Genomic DNA, 17,655 nt, shown 5'->3' on the forward strand with positions numbered 1-17,655 from the left:
CTGTCTGTATTTTTACGGGCAGGGTTATTTGTTTTATCTTTATTTATCTTTCGGGTTCAAATAAATAGCCTTTTCGGTATTGCAGTCTGGTTCCGGGATGGAGATTGAATATAATATAGAGGAGGGTGTATCCGCAGCATATTTACGTTGGCGCACAAAGTACCTGAAGGTTATGGGGTGACGTAAATGTTGAAGCTATTTTACGACAATGTCTGCATCGCCGAAGTACATGGAACCGAAGGAAAATATTATCTGGAGCTGCGCCCGGGAGTAAAGGAATTTTTCATCCCCAGAATCTTATTTAAACGTGGTCAAACGCGCGTACCTATGATTGATTTCGTGCACTGGATGTCTGATCGGGTTTTTCCGGAGGATCGAGTAGATGCTAAGAAGCTGCTCTCTGAAATCGGTCTAAAAGAGTACCTGCCTTTTGCAATAGCCAAAGATACCAAGGCTTCTCTCATCGGGGATGGTTGGTGGGTTTCTTTTTCTGACGAAGATAATTTTCGTGACAGCACCATAAGAGGCGCGGCAGGTTTCCCGGAATGGCCTGAGGAGTCTGTATTTCAAGCCAACCAACAAGCTGTTTTGAAGGCAAGAGGAAGTCTTACAGAGGAGCAGCTAAAGGGTATAGAAGAAAGTGTGAAGGAATCCAGGGAAGGCTGGGATTAAAATAGCGGACGGCGGCTTCAATGGCTGGCGTCCTTTTTGTGTTAAGATGATGGATGGGAATTTGTATATATCGAAGAGACCGGGGCGTACCAACTACATACTATGAAATGCAGGTGATTGAAATGAAATTGTTAACCTTGAACACCCATGCCTGGCATGAGGAGCATCAACTGGACAAGATCGGGCAGCTGGCCCGCTTCATTAATGAGCATCGATTTGATGTCATTGCATTGCAGGAAGTGAATCAACCCATGCAGGATGCCCCCGTTACGGCGGAGGGCCTGGTTCATTTTACGGCGGCTGAGCATGACGCGGTCATTAAGCATGACAACTATGCCTATCTTCTGCAGCAGAAGCTGGATGAGACTTATTATTGGACATGGGCGCCGACCCACATGAGCGGCAGGAAATACGATGAAGGGGTGGCGCTGCTGTCGAGGACGCCAATACTTGAAACTGTGAGCGGTTATGTGTCCACAGGCCGTGACTACGCCAGCTTCCGTACGCGGAAGATTGCCGGCATTTTGACGGAAACGGGAGGAGCGAAGACCTGGTTCGTCAGTGGACATTTTGGCTGGTGGAATGATGGCGAGGAGCCTTTCCGGCAGCAGTGGGACCGGGCGGAAGCCGTCCTGCGGAGCTGCAGGTCCAACCCTGTATTTATGATGGGGGACCTGAATAATGCAGCGAGCGTCCGTGACGAGGGGTACGACTACGTCATGCAGCACGGCTGGCATGACCTGTACGAAGAAGCAGAACGGCGCGATGAGGGCTACACCGTGCTCAAGGCGATTGCTGGATGGGAGAACAATACGGACAATCTGCGGATCGACTATATTCTCTCCAGCATGCCGGTGCGGGCGAAGTCTTCCACGGTTGTGCTGAACGGGAAGACAGGCCCTGTCGTATCGGATCATTTTGGCGTGGCTGCGGAGCTGTAGGAGATCGCGGCAGTCTTTTTATTTGCTCCATTTGCTGGACAGTTATGGACATCCCTGTTATCATTTGATTGATAATTATTCTCAATTAGAAAGAACAGGGGAGAGCGTTGTGTACATAAATCAATTTCGCAAATGGACATTTATCGTTTTTACATTACTTATGATTGGGGTTCTGTCGGCCTGCGGAAACGCTTCGACTCCTTCAGCGGCCAATTCGGGGGAGTCGGCTGGCAATACGAATAGCACCGAGGCTTCGCAGTCAGAGACGATCACATACAAGGCTTCGAATGGTGTAGTCGAGATTCCGCGCAATCCCAAGCGTGTTGTGGAAGTGGCGGACAGCTATGTAGGGGATTTGCTGGTGCTCGGCATCAAACCTGTGGGAGTGAATCAGCAGGCCCTGGAGAACCCTTATTTTGAAGGGAAACTCGATGGTGTGGCGAATTTGGGGGATGGCCAGTCTTTTGAGCAAATACTGGAGCTTAAGCCTGATCTGATCATTGCCCCCGGCTGGGCAGATGCCAGCGTCCTCGAGAGCTATTCCAAGATTGCCCCTACGGTGGGTATCAAGTTCGGTGAGCTTCCATTAAGGGAGCAACTGCGTGAATTCGGCAAGATGACAGGCAAGGAGGCTGAGGCGGAGGCATGGATTACAGCCTGGGATCAGAAGATTGCCGAGGTGAAACCCCAGGTTCAGGCTGCAATCGGGGATAAGACCGTCTCCATCATTCAGCCGTACGCCAAAGGAATCTATGCATTTGGTCATAACTATGGGCGGGGTGGGGATATCATCTACGGCGAGCTGGAGCTGAAGGCACCGCCGATCGTTCAGCAGCAGGCGATTGACAACGGTCAAGGATGGGCGAATTTATCTTTGGAGAAGCTCCCGGAATATGCGGGGGACTATATTTTCACGAACCCTTGGAGCGGTGATGACACCGATCCTTCAGCTGTATACGAAAGCAGCCTGTGGAAGAACCTACCTGCCGTTAAGAACAACCGGGTCTTCAGGATGAACCCCAAGGGAGATTTGTTCAACGATCCGGTATCCCTGGAAGCACAGCTGGACATCATTCTGGATTATTTGCTGGAGCGAAAATAAACTGTAATATACGAAGCGACGCCTCACGGCCATAAACGGGTTGTGGGGCGTATTTTTTTTCGCCAGGCACCGGGTTTATTTGTTATATCATGGGGAGACACGAGACTGTATGCTGCTGAATTTGCGGCGAGGTGTCCCTTGTGGCTCATCTCAATTGTTATACATATATAAACTTCATCCAGCAACAAGGCATAAAGGGGGCGCTGAACCAGGATGGATGAGGAGATCGAATATAGAATTAAACGGGTGCAGGCAGGTGAGGTTCAGGAATACGCCTATATTGTGCAGACGTATCAGAAGCAGCTATTCGTCTATTGCTGGCGGCTGCTAGGCAGCAGGCATGAAGCGGAGGACGCCGTTCAGGACGTGCTGGTCAAGGCATTTGAGAAAATCTGCTTGTACCGGCCATCCGTAAGCTTTTCTTCCTGGCTGTATAAAATGGCGTACCATCACTGCCTGAACTCGATCCGGCGGAGAAAGCTGCAGCGGAAGCTTAGTTTGGGGCTGTTTATCAAAGATACAGCTGCTGACAGTGCCGCACAGGTGATGGATCGTCAGCTCTTCAGCGAACCGCTGAGCAAGGCCTTGGACCAACTGACAGTAGAGGAGCGAAATGTGCTGGTGCTGCGGATTTTTGAAGAAAAGCCGTATGCCGAGATCGGTGAAATCATGAACAAAAGCCCGGAAGCAGTCAAGAAAAAATACGGCAGAACGAAGACCAAGCTAAGAAAATTAATGGATCAGATTGAGGAGGAAGCCCAATGCGTGAATTACCAGGCGCTGTCCAAGACGAAAGCCTGAAAAGGATGGATTTGCTGCCGGAAGAGACTTTAGCCGTTCAGGCTTTTGATGTTACGGACAAAGTGATGACACGTGTTCATCAGAAGAGTCGTCTACAGCCGGGATGGACAGCAAGAAAGCGCCTGCGGCATGGGATCGCCATCCCTGTGATGCTTTTGATCTTTGTTGTGGGTCTCTCCGTGACAGGTTACGCTGCTTCGCAATACCTTGAATTCCGGAACAGCAAGGGGGATGTCATATTAAATACGGAAACAACTGAGGAAAAATCCGAATTTCTCAAAAAATACACGCAACTGTTTGGCATGTACGAGCAGTTGGCGCAAGATCAGCTTCAGCCAGGGGAGTATGCCGCTTATTACGTTAAGGATGATTTTATGAACAGCGCAGACAAGACGAATCCGGTCAAATTTGTGTATAAATGGCCGGAAATCTCCAGTTTTAGCGGCCTGCAGGATGAAATCAAACGAACCCGCGCGCCAGCCTTGAACAATATTTCTCATTTGCCGAACGGCTATCACTTTGATTTCGGATACGCATACCCAGCCTACATGTTCCCTAAACCGGCGAAAATGGCTGAATACCGTGCGTTAACGGATGAACTTGTCCGGAAAGCAGAGTCTGCTCCGGCGGGTGAAAAAGTATTTGTTAAAAAACTCAACTGGTCGAAAGCTGACTTCACATTGGCCAAGTATGTAAAAGGACACGATTATATAAGTGTTATGGTGCATACCCTTGATCCTGCTTCGAAGAAGATGACGGTTTTCCTGGATGAACAGGATTCGGCTGAAAAGCTAAGGATTCACGGGACGGAAGTTTTCTACATCAGTTCGGATGAGACCGGCCAAACTGCAAGTGCAAGCAAGAATCGGCTTGGGTGGAGGGATGATAGCAAGCATCTGTATTACGAGATTTTTGATAATCAGGACAGCGAGCTGACCAAGAAGGATTTGGTAAAAATAGCTGAAGATCTTCTGGCGTCTCATTGATCAGAATTCCGGCATTATTTTTGGAAGCCTCTAAAGGCTTCTTTTTTGTTGGTATTAGAAAAAATAGAATTTAAATGTTATTTAATATTACATTTATTTGTATTTATTAAGGTCTATATAGCGATAGTTTGGTGGATTTCGGCATTAAAACAAAATAGGTACATAGATATATTTACATGAATAGCATTTATATATAGATTTGTGTTAGAAAAAATAACAAAATAGTTACTTTGCGACTGGGAGGATGCACATGAGAAAAAGATGGGTTGGAGCTTTATTTACAGCATTTTTATTGGTTGCTTTCGCAATTTCGCCGTATCCCGGCGCCGGAAAGGCCGGCGCAGCAGAGGCCGACCTGCCTCATATTGTAATTGTGGGTATGGGCGGAACGATTACGAGCACGGCCATCGGGCGTGAAATGTTCCAATCCTACGGAACGGATAAAGTGTCGATATCGGATATTCTCTCCAGACTGCAACCCGAGATTTCCAAGGTGGCGGATGTAACCGTTCGTGAGGTATATAATATCGGCTCTGCCCAGACGACGACCAAGCATCTGTATGATATGAGTCTCGCCATTGATGAAGTGCTGTCGGATGAAGACGTTGACGGCGTTGTGGTCAATGCAGGCACCAATATTATGGAGGAACTGGCCTACTTTGCGGACTTGACCGTACAGAGCGACAAACCCGTCGTGTTCACCGGGTCCATGAGACAGTCTAATACGTTCTCGTTTGATGGGGAGGCCAATCTCTTCAACGCCATCCGGCTTGCGGCCAGCGGGGAGACAACCTGCTACGGCACCGTGCTGATGCTGAACGATGAGTTCTTCGCCGCCCGCGAGGTAACCAAAACGGATGCGCTGCGTCTGGATACGTTTGACGGTGGCCGCTACGGGGCTCTGGGTACGGTGGATGAAAACCGAATCCGCAGCGTAAGAGCTCCGGGCCGTGTTCTGCAGTGCGGACAGGAATCGTGGAAAACGCCGTTTGACCTGAAAAAGGTGAAGCCGGAGGATATCGCCAAAGTAGAGATTGTCTACAGCTATGCTGAAGCGGGAGGGGAATCGATCAGTGCCATGGCGGATGCGGGCGTAAAAGGTATTGTAACCGCAGGACATGGAGCCGGCGGTATATCGACCAAGCAGGCGGAAGCCCGTAAAGCGGCTATCGATAAAGGCGTGCTGTTCGTCAGCACCACCCGTGCAGGCTCCGGAGCAGTATATGATAGTGGTACACCGGGTGTCATCGGCGCTGCCGATTTACTGCCGCAGAAAGCCAGACTCCTGCTGCAGCTCTCATTGACGTTCTCGGATGATGAGGAGCAGATCCGCACCTGGTTTAAGACGATTGGCATGCCTGAGTTTGATATAGGCGAGTACATGGAAACAAAGAACGGTTGAGCCTTCGAACCGGGAAATAACCCGCCTCACGGCGATTGCCTCCGATAACCTTTGGGGCAGTCGCCGTTTTTTCTGCTGCCTATGACTGGATTGCAGATCTGCAAGCAGGATAGTTCCTATTGGAAATAGAATTTACAGGTAAAGTGATACTGCGGGCTGCTCAGGTAATATTCCTAAATCAAAGAAAGAGAGTTTACCAAACGCTATGAAAATATGTGCGAGAATCATGTCGGCATGCGTTGCCGTTATTCTTCTTTTTACTTTCATTCCGCCCGGTTCGGCGGGTGCCGCCGGGGAGAACTGTGCGCCTGCCAAGGCGGGGAGCAAGCATTACATTAACGTGGCTGTCGCCACACTCTGGAAGAATCCCTCCATCAACCGGACGCTGGATCAGCCCTCGCTAACCAATCCGGTGGATATGAAAAAGTGGACATCCTCCATGTCCGTGAGCCAGCGCAGATGGCTGACAGGCCGCACTGAAACGCAGGCCCTGTACGGACAGGAGGTCCGTCTGCTGCAGGTGAAGGGAAGCTGGGCCAAGGTGGCTGTCGTTGACCAGACGACCTCCAAGAGCAAATATGGTTATCCCGGCTGGCTGCCCAGGTCGCAGATCGTGACGACGACCTCCGCCTATGACGGTTGTCCGTTCGCTGTCGTCAGCGCCAAAACGGCTGTACTGTACAAGCAGGACAAGCAAACCAAGGCGCTGGAAGTCAGCTTTAATACGAGATTACCCGTGGCTGCGCGGGAGAGCGGCTGGATCAAGATTCATACCCCGGCTGGCGGAACCGCCTGGCTGAAAGCGCAGGATGCACTCGTCTATGAACAGGCCTCGGATATTCCGCAGCCGTCGGGCGAAGACCTGGTTAGCACAGGGAAGCTTTTCCTCGGTCTGCCGTACCTGTGGGCTGGGATATCTGCCTATGGTTTTGACTGCTCGGGCTTTACTTCAACCGTATATGGCTTTCATGGCATCCAGCTGCCGCGCGACGCCTCGGAGCAGATCAAGCAGGGAACGCCGGTGGCCCTTGATGAGCTCAAGCCCGGGGATTTAATGTTTTTTGCCTATAACCAGGGCAAAGGCAAGGTGCACCATGTTGCGATGTATGCCGGAAATGGGAAAATGATTCACTCCCCGAAGGCCGGTAAGACGGTTGAGATCATCTCGATCAAGACAGCCGCTTATTCGCAAGAGTTTGCGGGAGCACGCAGGTATATTGGGGAGTAATTATGAAGTAAGGGGCAGTCCCGCAAGTCATTGAAAATGGCTGTGGGGCCGCTCCTTTTGCTTGTTTTTGTACATAATGAATATGCACGCAGCAGCGGAGAGAACGAAGCAATTCCGGAAAAGCGGCAGCGTTCGCTTGGGGCCAACAGCGATTGTAGGAATGGTTCGTTATCGGAGCGTCTCACAACGTGTAAAAGCAGCGCCCAAGAGTCAGTCGAATTTTTTCCTTTGCCCCTTTGAATTGAATTATGGTAGCATTAGAGCACTTATTAAAGCGCTAACAAACGAACTTGATATATGGATCGTCAGGAAATTCCGTAATGGTGGGGAGTGAGAGCATGGAGCAGATGTGCCGGATTTTGATCGTGGATGATGAAACGCTTGTCCGTCAGGGGATCAAGCATTACTTGAACTGGGAGCAATACGGATTCGAGATCGCCGGGGAGGCTTCCAACGGGCGCGAAGCCTTGGAGCTGATTGAAACGGTGCACCCGCATATTGTCATTACCGATATTGTCATGCCCTTGATGGACGGCGAAGAGTTTACCAGAGTGGTGAAGAGCCGTTATCCGCATATTGAAATCATCGTGCTCAGCAGCTACGGTGAGTTCGAGTATGTACGCTCGACCTTCCAAAGCGGGGTGGCGGATTACATTCTAAAGCCCAAACTGGAAACGGAAGAGCTGCTGCGGGTGCTGCAGAAGACCGCCCGCCGTATCCCTTCCCTGCAGTACACCGGCGGCAGCGGCGGACATACCGTCACTGTGGAGTCCGTGATCGGAAAGCTGGTTGCGTCCTATGACGCTGAGTACGACCCTGACATTCCGCGGCGTCATTTTCCTTATACAGGCTTTTGCCTGTTGGGTATGGACAAGGGCCGTTCGTCCGCCAAAGGCAAAACCGCAGGGTTAACCGATCCCGGGCAAGAGCTTGCCGACTCGCTTCGAGCGGCCCTGGAGCATATCGTGATCATGCCCGTGCCGGCGGACAGCCATCTGTCGGTGTGGTTGGTCAATGTGGAGCAGGCGTCCTATGCGCATCTGCTGGCGAAGGCAGAAGGCCTGACACGGACACTGAGCATCAGCCAACCGGACGCCGGGTGGGTGGCCAGCCATTGGTTCCGCGATTTCGGCCAATTGGGAAGCGTATTCAGGGACAGGCTGCTGAAGCTGCTGGACATCAGGTTTTATTTTCCGGAAGCGCCGCTGTTGACGGAGGATTTGCTGCCCCAGCTGGCTGCACCCATCGCCCTGTTCGACTTGAAGCGGTTTGCCGAGGATATGAAACGGGAGCATTTTGCAGAGGCGTTCCAGTCCTTGAGAGACCATGTTGCCGGGAAGGCGAAGGACTACAGCAGCTCCGCTTCCGAATTCAGGTCCTTTCTCGGGAACATCATTTTTAATATTACGATTCTGCTCGGAGGCTCCGGATATGACGTCAAGGAGCTGGACAAAGCGAAGTTTGCTTACTTTCAGGCTATCGAAGAGGCCGGCAATGTGCATGAAGCAACCGCCAGGCTGGAGGAATTCCTGCAGGAAGCGGACAGGCTGATTTCCTTGAAGCAGCAGCAGGCAGGCGATGACAACATGAAGATGCTCCTCGATTACATCAATGATCACTACAGCGAGCCGCTCAGCCTGACCGCGCTGGCGAAGCATTTTCATTTTAACCCGTCCTATCTGTCCACCTATTTTACCGTGCATAACAAGGAAGGGTTCAGCGAATATTTGAACAAGGTCCGTGTGGACAAGGCAGCCGAGCTGCTGCGTTCCAGCGCCGCTCCGATCTCGGAAATCGGCAGTTTGGTCGGGTACTCGGATCACAGCTATTTTACGAAAGTATTCAAGAAGCTGACTGGCTGCTCGCCCAGCCAATATCGAAGAAAGCACTGATAGAGGTAGTTCAAAAAGTCATCTTTTGATCACGAAGGAAGTCAGGAAGCGGACTCGACATCGAATCTTGAATTCAGCCGGGACTAAGCAGATGCTTCCGAAGCATGTTTCCTGCGGAAACATTTCAGGTGCTCACGTACCCCAGGTACGCTCCGCTCCTCAGTCCCTAGCTTCATCCAACTCAAGCGTTTTGAAAAAACGCACTTCGGAAGCATACACTTCGGTGCTGAAAACCTGACTTTTTGAACACGCATTAATAGTGCGAATTTTTGAACAACCTCTTACAGGGAAAAGGGAAGCTAGTATGAAAACATATCTGAACCGGATGAAGAAGGACGGGCTGTTCTTTAAAATATTCATTGTCATGATCATCAGCATTACGGCAGTCTGCGTGTTAACCTCGCTTGTGACGCTCCGAATGTCGGAGCGTCTGTTTGTTGAGACCTTCAGCATCACGAACTCCAAGGTGCTGAACCAGATTAAAACCAGTTTCGAGTCCTTCAACGACTCCATCGTTAATGCCTCCAGCCATGCATCTCAGAGCCTGACGGTGAAGAGCTTCCTGACTGCAGGCAGCACCGATTCCGTCACGACGGCCAAGCTTTATTTCAACATGGGGCAGCAGATGAAGCAGATCAAATCCAATGTGGATGCTTACGATGTGGGCATTACCATTTCAGGTATGAACGGCAGAAGTTATTCTGCCGGCCAGATGTACTGGCCCGTGGCGGGGGATGACCTGGCAGGCCACCGGATTACCATCAACACCATTGCCGAGCCGAAGCGGCTTATGTATCAGTATGACTGTGAGCGCTCGCCCGGAGCGGCGCAGGATGAGCATTTTATCATCGCCTCCAAAGCTCTTATCGAGCGTACCAGCGGAACGCTGTACGGCATTTTGTATGTCTCCATCCGTGAACAGGAATTCAAGCAGTTCTATTCCAACTTCACGAGCACGGGTAACGATGTTGTTATTCTGGACAAGACAGGCCGGATCGTCTCCAGCAACCGCGAGGATTGGATCGGACAGAGCTCGCCCGAGCTGCTTGGCGACGCTGAGGATATCGCAGCCCGGCAGCTGCCCTATAAAAATGCCGAGGTAATGGGCAAGGACCATATTTTGCTCGCCAATTACGTGCCCGCCTATGACTTCTATATTGTTAATCTGATTGATCGGAAATTTGCGGTAGGCCAGATTATCAACGTCAAATCGGTGGTACTGATCTGCCTGGCGATTATTTCGATTTCCCTGCTGGTCGTGTTTCTGATTTCCAGAAGGCTGACCGACTCGCTCTCCCGGCTGGTCAAGCAGATGTCGAACATCACGGAGAAAAATTTCGATAATTACATCGATATTGGCGGCAGCTACGAGACACGCGAGTTGGGCAAGGCTTTTAACTACATGCTCTATGAGCTGAATGATTATATCGACAAGCTGCTGTACACCCAGAAGGAGCAGCGCAATGCCGAGCTGGCGGCATTGCAGCGGCAGATTAATCCGCATTTTCTGTACAATACGCTGGCCTCCGTCAAGTTCCTGGTACAGCAGGGCAGCAAGGAGAAGGCCGCCGAGACCATTAATGCGCTCATCTCCCTGCTGCAGAATACGATCAGCAACGTCAATGAAACGGTCACCATTGAGCAGGAGCTGGCTAATATGCAAAACTACGTTTTCATTAACCACGCTCGCTACGGCGACCGGATCAAGGTGAATACATTTGCCTCTCCCGATTGCATGCACTATCATGTGCCAAAGCTGATCATTCAGCCTTTTATTGAGAATGCGTTCTTCCATGCCTTTAATCAGAAAAATGAAGGAATGATCTACATTCTGGTATCTCGTACGGAGGATACACTCATTTGCGAGGTCGCGGATAACGGCGACGGCATGGACGGCTTGTCCGGCCAGGATACGCTGCCCAATCCGAAGAGCAAACGCCAGATGTTTACCGGGATCGGCATTCAGAATGTGCATAACCGGATTACCTTATTGTACGGCGAGGAATATGGCGTGAGCATCACGAGCACCAAAGGCGAAGGCACGAAGGTGAGAATTACACTGCCCCTGATCGAAAAGCTGCCGGGCGACACAGAAGCATAATTTTATCAGTGGTGACAAGAGAGACCCCCTCCACAAAAGCATCCAGCTTTAGAAGAGGGGGATGAAAGCTGAGGCGGCTACGTTTTGTGAACTCCCGAAGTCGGCAAAGTACCTGGATATCCTATCCAAGGGCGTTGCCCTTTTCTTAACATGTGTTGGATGTTTGCCTCATTCTAACGCTTGGTCCACGTACCCATCTTATAAGCTCCATCCGCAAGCCGGTCCGTATTGGCAAAGTCAACCCCTGGCTGGTTTGTGGTTGGATCAAGGATCGCGATGGCCAGGTCATAGGAACCGCTTGGCAGTGTACCGGTAGAGAGAGAGCCTGAGACCGTATGCAAACCGGTTTTCCAGGTTCTTAAGTCTGCGGATACGGATTGACGGGCCACAATATTGTTCCCGCTGCGCAGCTGAATTTCAACAGGCCAGTTGAAGGGGAAGTGCTGAACCCCTTTATTTTCCACATCGATGGATACATCCAGCGTGCCCCCATTATTGTCTTGTGGATATGCAGCCTTCTTCACAACAAAGTGGTAGCCCATTCGTTTCTTGAGCCGGTCGATATTGCCTTGCAGCGGATTGCCCTGCGCCAGGGAAGCCGGGGAATTCGGTCCCAGCCAGCTCGGCTTACTGAGCTCGGTCTGCCGAAGCGTCTCATTAAAGCCGCTGCCTGTTGTGAGTGCGGCATTCATACCGGAAGCACCGCCGTAAAATTCGCCGCCAGAGATACGGATGTCCCAGAAGTTTGCATGATCCGGCTGCCGCTGTCCAATATCATCCCAATAGCCGTTCTGTGTGCCTGTATACCATCCCCATTCGGAATCGAAGCTCGGCTGATCTCCGAATACGTCATTATACATGCCGAAAATAAGCCCTTTGTTATTATTCTTGGCCAGCTCCACGCTCCGTCTGATCATTAACTGCGTATGATCCTCCTGAGCGGCGAATGCGTCAATATAGTGTTGAATGTACTGGTTGGATATTTCGTTCGGAGGAAACACGCCTGTATAGTTGCTTTCCCCATTCGGTCCTGCGTAGGGCCAGGTGTGGAATTCCGCCCAATGGCCGAGCGAACCGATTTGTACAAAAGCGATCGGGCTGTCGGGGGTGTTGTAATGCTTCGCAATCGCTTCGATCGCAAGTTTGTGTCTGGAGATCAGATATTCGGAGCTGTAATTGGGGGAAAAGCCTGTATTGTTGCCCGTTCCCATACCGCCGGTATCATCCCGATAGGCCGTACCCGGCGATTGCCCCATATTGACCATGTCATTATACAGCCATTCAGGAATATCCCGGTGAGGCGAACCGGAAGGACTGTCCATAATAAAGCGCAGCACTACCTTGACTCCGCGGCTTCGCCAATAGTCAAAGTGATTGGATGCTTCAATCGCACTGAAATCATATTGGTCCTTTGTCGGCTCTAGCTCCTTCCAGGTGATGCCAGCATAAACCAGGCGGTGCTCCTGCGGATAGCCGGTAGATTTCGCTGAAGGCGCCCAGCCCTTAAATGGGTTATTGAGCGGATCATCCAGCTCGGTCGGATGGAATTCAATCACGTCGCCTGCTGCAATCGAAGTAAAGGCGGGAAAGGGGAATAAGGTAAGGAGCAAGGCCATCATGGTAAAAACGATCAACGTCATTTTCGTCTTATTGCCTCGTGTTCTCATTTCAAACCTCCTCTTATACAGATATTGGAGCCCTAAACCAGCAAGCAAGCATTCTTTCTTAGCCTGGAAATATGCGGCTGAATGAGAAGCTTCACCTCCTTGTCCGAATATCCGGATTCACTGTTCGACGGTGCTTTCCGAGATGGCATGGCGTTTAGCACGAGTTCATTTTTCGATTTGTACTTTCTAGGTAGAACTGCGTACCACCAGGCGGGTGGGCAAAATAATTTTCTTGGGCAGCAGCCGGTTTCCGTTGATTCTATCGATCAGGTTGTCGACAGCGACCATGCCGATTTCCCTGGTCGGCACCTCGATCGTGGATAGTGGGGGATTGGAATACTTGGATACCTCAATATTGGATAGACCTATAACAGCCACATCGTTGGGAACGGAAATGCCCTTATTATACAAGCCATTGAGGGCGGCCATGGCCATCAGGTCACTCCCGGCGAAGAAGGCGGTTGGGTAATTGCCGGTTTTGCATAAATGATTGATTTTGTCGATACAGACGGCTTCATCCCACAGGCAATCAATCACCCAATCGGGATTGACGGACATCCCGGCAGCGTGCATGCTAGCGTAATAGCCCCGATAGCGGCGGCTGTCCTTCAAGTTGCCCGTTAGCCCGCTTCCCCCGATATATCCAATCCGGGTGTGGCCTTTGTTAATGAGATGGTTTACGGCCATTGAAGCGACATTGTAGTGATCATAACCCACATTATCGATATCCTCGCGTTCTGTATCGACACCCACGATATGGGGAACCTGTTTGCATATATACTCGTAGGTTTCGCTTTTCAAAATTTCCATCAGGATCAGACCGGTAATCGGTTCGCTGAAGGTATTGGATAAAATTTTGTGATCATTCAGTTCAATTCCGGTCCGAATAAAGGAAATGCTGTACCCTTTACTAAGCAATCTCTCTTCCACGCCGGATAAGATGGACATGAAATAAGGATCGTTGTACTTGTCCTTTGTAACACTTAATACACATCCGATTTTGATATGCGGCTTGCTTGCGGCCTGATCCTTCTGTGCAGCTTTTCGCTTTGGGCGTGAACTGATTTTATAATGAAGCTGAGTAACCGCTTGCCAGACTCTTTCTTTGGTTTCTTCCGTGATTTTATAGGTGGTGTCATTGTTTAAAACTCTGGATACGGTGGCTGTGGATACATTCGCTAATTTCGCAACATCCCGGATCGTACTCATGGATAAACATTTCTCCTTTGAAAATACTGGTGATCACCATTTAGAGTGTATAGGAATGCTGCATTGTTCAAACAATATTAGCCCTGAGTTGCCGATTGTTGCGTTGATTTGTTACGTGGATTTGTTTCGTACTTAAAATGTACAGGTATTTACGGGTGAAATCAATATGAAATGACTAAACAAATTACGATTTTTGCGCAACAAACAATGTAGATGGGAATGTAACAAAAACTGTGACCATGCGTTCAAAGTGACGTCCTGTTGAACAGGATACTGCTAAAAAAAATGCCAAAATCAAAAGAAAGTACCATATGAAAGCGTTATCCAGCTGCATGACATAATAATAAAACAAATCTTAGCAAAGATATTTATAGCTGGCCCAAAAGCGCGGGTGGTAAGATGATCATGCTGAAGGGAAACGCTTTCAGTAAAGGGTTTCAAGGAAACATACACTATATAGAAACAGGGGTTGAACACATGAAAAAAATGCTTTTGCTCTTGTTGGCATGCGTATTTGTATTGTCCGCTTGTTCGAGCGGCGGGGGCGCAAAAGAAGGGGCGGCTTCGGATCCCAATAAAAAAGAGATCACGGTCTGGGCCTGGGACCCTAACTTTAATATCGCCGCACTGAATATCGCGAAGGAATTGTATACTGCCAAAAATCCGGATGTAACGATTAACATCGTGGAATATGCGCAGGCCGATATCGTGCAAAAGTTGAACACCGGCTTGAACTCCGGTACGACGAAAGGTCTGCCGAACATCGTGCTGATCGAGGATTACCGGGCGCAGAACTTCCTGCAGGCTTACCCGGATGCATTCCATGACATGACGAACACGATTGATCCTGCAGCCTTCGCAGATTACAAAATCGGACCGACCAGCGCGAACGGCAAGCAGTATGGTGTTCCGTTCGACTCCGGCGTAACTGGACTGTATGTAAGAACAGACTATCTGGAGCAAGCAGGTTACAAGGTTGAAGATTTGACGGACATTACATGGGACCGTTACATCGAGATTGGTAAAGACGTGAAAGCGAAAACCGGCAAGGACTTCTTGTCACAGGATCCGAACGACCTCGGTCTGATCCGTATGATGTTGCAATCCTCAGGCTCCTGGTATCTGAAGGAAGATGGCAAGACACCTAACATTGCCGGCAACCCTGCGATGAAGGAAGCGCTGGAGACTTACAAGAAGCTCATGGATGCCAACATTGTGACCATGACGTCTGACTGGAGCCAATTCCTGGCGGCCTTTAACAGCGGTAATGTGGCAACTGTTCCGACAGGCAACTGGATCACACCTTCCATCAAGGCGGAAGCTTCCCAATCCGGTAAATGGGCTGTTGTACCGTTTCCAAAAATGGCCGGCAGTAACTCTGTGAACGCCTCTAACCTGGGCGGCAGCTCGTGGTATGTCATGAACATGGACGGCCAGGATACAGCGGCGGACTTCCTGAAGCAAACCTTCGGTTCGGACACCCAGCTGTACCAGCAGATGGTTACGAAGATCGGAGCCATCGGCTCGCTGAAAGCAGCAGCCACCGGACCGGCTTATGATGAAGCGCAAGAATTCTTTGGCGGACAAAAAATCTATGCTGACTTCGCCAAATGGTCGGAGCAAATTCCGAATGTCAACTATGGTCTGCATACGTATGCCATCGAGGATATCCTGGCTGTCGAAGTTCAGAATTACATGAATGGCAAGGATGTTGACTCCGTCATTAATGATACCCAGGCACAGGCGGAAGCGCAGTTGAAATAACGCAGCAAACGCTGTGTCAGAGCGATAGACAGATAGCAGGCACGCGACCCCTTGACGATTGCTTGGAGGGAATCGCGTGCCTGTTTAAACAAGGAGCTGAGTGTCATGAGAGAAGCCAAACCGGGTCTCGCCGGACCCGCCAAGTCACAGATGAGAGCCCCCAAGTCCGGCCTGTCCGGGCGGGTAAAAGCGGGCCTGACCGGCTGGCTGTTCATCGCCGCTGCGGTCATTATGATCTTCACTTTTTATTTTTATCCGATGGTGCGGGCTCTGATCCTGTCCTTCCAGACAGGCACGGGAACCAACCTTACGTTTACCGGCATTGACAACTATGCACGGCTGTTTACGGACTCCATGTTCCTGACCGCCGTCAAGAATACGTTTATTTATCTTATTTTCCAGGTCCCGCTGATGGTGATTCTGGCGTTATTCATTTCCGTACTTTTGAATGATAAAAACCTGAAATTCAAAGGATTTTTCCGCACGGCAATCTTCCTGCCCTGCATAACGTCACTTGTAGCCTACTCTGTCGTATTTAAATATCTGTTCTCCGGGGACGGGCTGGTGAACTCTTTCCTGCTGAACCTGCATATCATCGGCGAGCCGATTCAGTGGATTACCGATCCCTTCTGGGCCAAGGTAACGATCATTATCGCGATTACGTGGCGCTGGACCGGCTACAACATGATTTTCTACCTGTCAGGTCTGCAAAATATCGATTCATCGATTTACGAGGCGGCCCGGATTGACGGAGCATCGTCGATACGGCAGTTTTTCAGCATTACCGTACCGCTGTTGAAGCCGATTATTCTGTTTACGTCCATTACATCGACGATCGGAACACTGCAGCTCTTCGACGAGGTTGTGAATATTACCAAGGGTGGTCCCGGCAATGCCACGACGACCATCTCGCATTACATTTATAATCTTTCCTTCAAATATTCGGCCGACTTCGGTTATGCGGCAACCGTGTCTTATTCAATCGTCATCATGATTATTATCTTGTCATTCATTCAGTTTAAAGCGGCAGGTGAGAGAAATGGGTAAAACCAAGACGGTTTTCACATATATATTTCTGAGTGTGGCGGCGTTTGTGTCCATTTTTCCTTTTCTGTGGATGCTGGTTAGTTCCACGAATACTTCGGTAGATGTTACGAAGGGCAGGCTGCTTCCGGGCTCTTTCCTGGGTGAGAACTTCAGCAAGCTCTTGGGTCAGGTGGATATTATGACGGCGATGGGCAACTCGGCCAAAATAGCGATCACGACCACCGTACTGGCTCTGCTCATTTCCTCTCTGGCGGGATATGGTTTTGAAGTGTACAGAAGCCGGGCGAAGGATGTTGTCTTCAACATTCTGCTGTTGTCCATGATGATTCCTTTTGCAGCGCTGATGGTTCCGCTCTACCGGATGTTCGGGTCGATTACGAATTTCGTTCCAGCGATTGGTATCGATACGATGGCGGCGGTGGTGATTCCGACGTTTGCGACGGCGTTCCTGATCTTCTTCTTCCGGCAAAGCTCCAAAATGTTCCCGAAGGATCTGCTGGAAGCGGGCCGAATGGATGGCCTGTCGGAGCTGGGGCTGTTCTTCCGGGTGTATATGCCCACGATGAAGACGACCTATGCTGCTGCTGCAATCATTACATTCATGTCGAGCTGGAACAATTATCTGTGGCCGCTGATCGTGCTGCAGACTCCTGAAAATCAGACGGTTCCGCTGCTCATTTCCAATTTGGGCTCAAGCTATTCGCCTGATTACGGGGTCATTATGATCGCGATTGTCATCTCGACGCTGCCGACCGCGCTGGTGTTCTTTGTGATGCAGAAGCATTTTGTGGCTGGCATGGTGGGATCGGTAAAATAATCTGCTTACGTGGGAGTGAATTTCTT

The 17,655-nt window shown here is 50.2% G+C and carries 14 protein-coding genes; 12 read left to right on the top strand and 2 right to left on the bottom strand.

The window, feature by feature from the left end; all coding sequences use genetic code 11:
- Positions 1–186 precede the first annotated feature (186 nt).
- From ACI1P2_RS08340 to ACI1P2_RS08380, 9 genes are all read left to right on the top strand, one after another.
- Complete coding sequence (locus ACI1P2_RS08340) at positions 187–672, top strand: hypothetical protein (protein WP_355318661.1); 486 nt, start codon at positions 187–189, stop codon at positions 670–672.
- A 122-nt stretch (positions 673–794) separates the two neighbouring features.
- Complete coding sequence (locus ACI1P2_RS08345) at positions 795–1,613, top strand: endonuclease/exonuclease/phosphatase family protein (RefSeq protein WP_355318663.1); 819 nt, start codon at positions 795–797, stop codon at positions 1,611–1,613.
- A gap of 115 nt (positions 1,614–1,728) precedes the next feature.
- Complete coding sequence (locus ACI1P2_RS08350) at positions 1,729–2,715, top strand: iron-hydroxamate ABC transporter substrate-binding protein (RefSeq protein ID WP_408976179.1); 987 nt, start codon at positions 1,729–1,731, stop codon at positions 2,713–2,715.
- Between the two features lie 213 nt (positions 2,716–2,928).
- Positions 2,929–3,516, top strand: coding sequence for an RNA polymerase sigma factor (locus ACI1P2_RS08355; RefSeq protein ID WP_355318666.1), 588 nt, complete (start codon positions 2,929–2,931; stop codon positions 3,514–3,516).
- On the top strand, positions 3,477–4,502 hold the full coding sequence (locus ACI1P2_RS08360) for a DUF4367 domain-containing protein (RefSeq protein WP_355318668.1): 1,026 nt from the start codon (positions 3,477–3,479) through the stop codon (positions 4,500–4,502). The genes ACI1P2_RS08355 and ACI1P2_RS08360 overlap by 40 nt, the downstream gene beginning before the upstream one ends.
- 250 nt (positions 4,503–4,752) lie before the next feature.
- Positions 4,753–5,904, top strand: coding sequence for an asparaginase (locus tag ACI1P2_RS08365; RefSeq protein WP_355318670.1), 1,152 nt, complete (start codon positions 4,753–4,755; stop codon positions 5,902–5,904).
- A 226-nt stretch (positions 5,905–6,130) separates the two neighbouring features.
- Positions 6,131–7,132, top strand: coding sequence for a C40 family peptidase (locus tag ACI1P2_RS08370; protein WP_355318672.1), 1,002 nt, complete (start codon positions 6,131–6,133; stop codon positions 7,130–7,132).
- 338 nt (positions 7,133–7,470) lie between these two features.
- Positions 7,471–9,024, top strand: coding sequence for a response regulator transcription factor (locus tag ACI1P2_RS08375; protein WP_355318846.1), 1,554 nt, complete (start codon positions 7,471–7,473; stop codon positions 9,022–9,024).
- 304 nt (positions 9,025–9,328) lie between these two features.
- Entirely contained in the window at positions 9,329–11,125 is a 1,797-nt protein-coding gene (locus ACI1P2_RS08380) for a cache domain-containing sensor histidine kinase (RefSeq protein WP_355318674.1), read from the top strand.
- 173 nt (positions 11,126–11,298) lie between these two features.
- Here ACI1P2_RS08380 and ACI1P2_RS08385 read toward each other — a convergent pair whose 3' ends face one another.
- Both ACI1P2_RS08385 and ACI1P2_RS08390 read right to left on the bottom strand, forming a co-directional pair.
- A complete protein-coding gene (locus ACI1P2_RS08385) occupies positions 11,299–12,792 on the bottom strand; it encodes a DUF4832 domain-containing protein (protein ID WP_355318675.1) in 1,494 nt (497 codons plus the stop codon).
- A 186-nt stretch (positions 12,793–12,978) separates the two neighbouring features.
- Positions 12,979–14,001 carry a LacI family DNA-binding transcriptional regulator gene (locus ACI1P2_RS08390; protein WP_355318677.1) on the bottom strand — a complete coding sequence of 341 codons (1,023 nt, stop codon included), beginning with the start codon at positions 13,999–14,001 and terminating at the stop codon, positions 12,979–12,981.
- 477 nt (positions 14,002–14,478) lie between these two features.
- Here ACI1P2_RS08390 and ACI1P2_RS08395 point away from each other — a divergent pair, with 477 nt between their 5' ends.
- The 3 genes from ACI1P2_RS08395 to ACI1P2_RS08405 all read left to right on the top strand — a co-directional run bounded on the left by ACI1P2_RS08395 (position 14,479) and on the right by ACI1P2_RS08405 (position 17,629).
- Positions 14,479–15,765: an ABC transporter substrate-binding protein gene (locus ACI1P2_RS08395; protein ID WP_355318679.1), complete on the top strand. Its 1,287-nt coding sequence runs from the start codon at positions 14,479–14,481 to the stop codon at positions 15,763–15,765.
- Between the two features lie 150 nt (positions 15,766–15,915).
- Positions 15,916–16,812 carry a carbohydrate ABC transporter permease gene (locus ACI1P2_RS08400; RefSeq protein WP_355318848.1) on the top strand — a complete coding sequence of 299 codons (897 nt, stop codon included), beginning with the start codon at positions 15,916–15,918 and terminating at the stop codon, positions 16,810–16,812.
- Positions 16,805–17,629, top strand: coding sequence for a carbohydrate ABC transporter permease (locus ACI1P2_RS08405; RefSeq protein ID WP_355318681.1), 825 nt, complete (start codon positions 16,805–16,807; stop codon positions 17,627–17,629). The genes ACI1P2_RS08400 and ACI1P2_RS08405 overlap by 8 nt, the downstream gene beginning before the upstream one ends.
- Positions 17,630–17,655 lie beyond the last annotated feature (26 nt).

The sequence above is a fragment of the Paenibacillus jiangxiensis genome, assembly GCF_046098255.1.
Classification (GTDB): Bacteria; Bacillota; Bacilli; order Paenibacillales; family Paenibacillaceae; genus Paenibacillus; species Paenibacillus jiagnxiensis.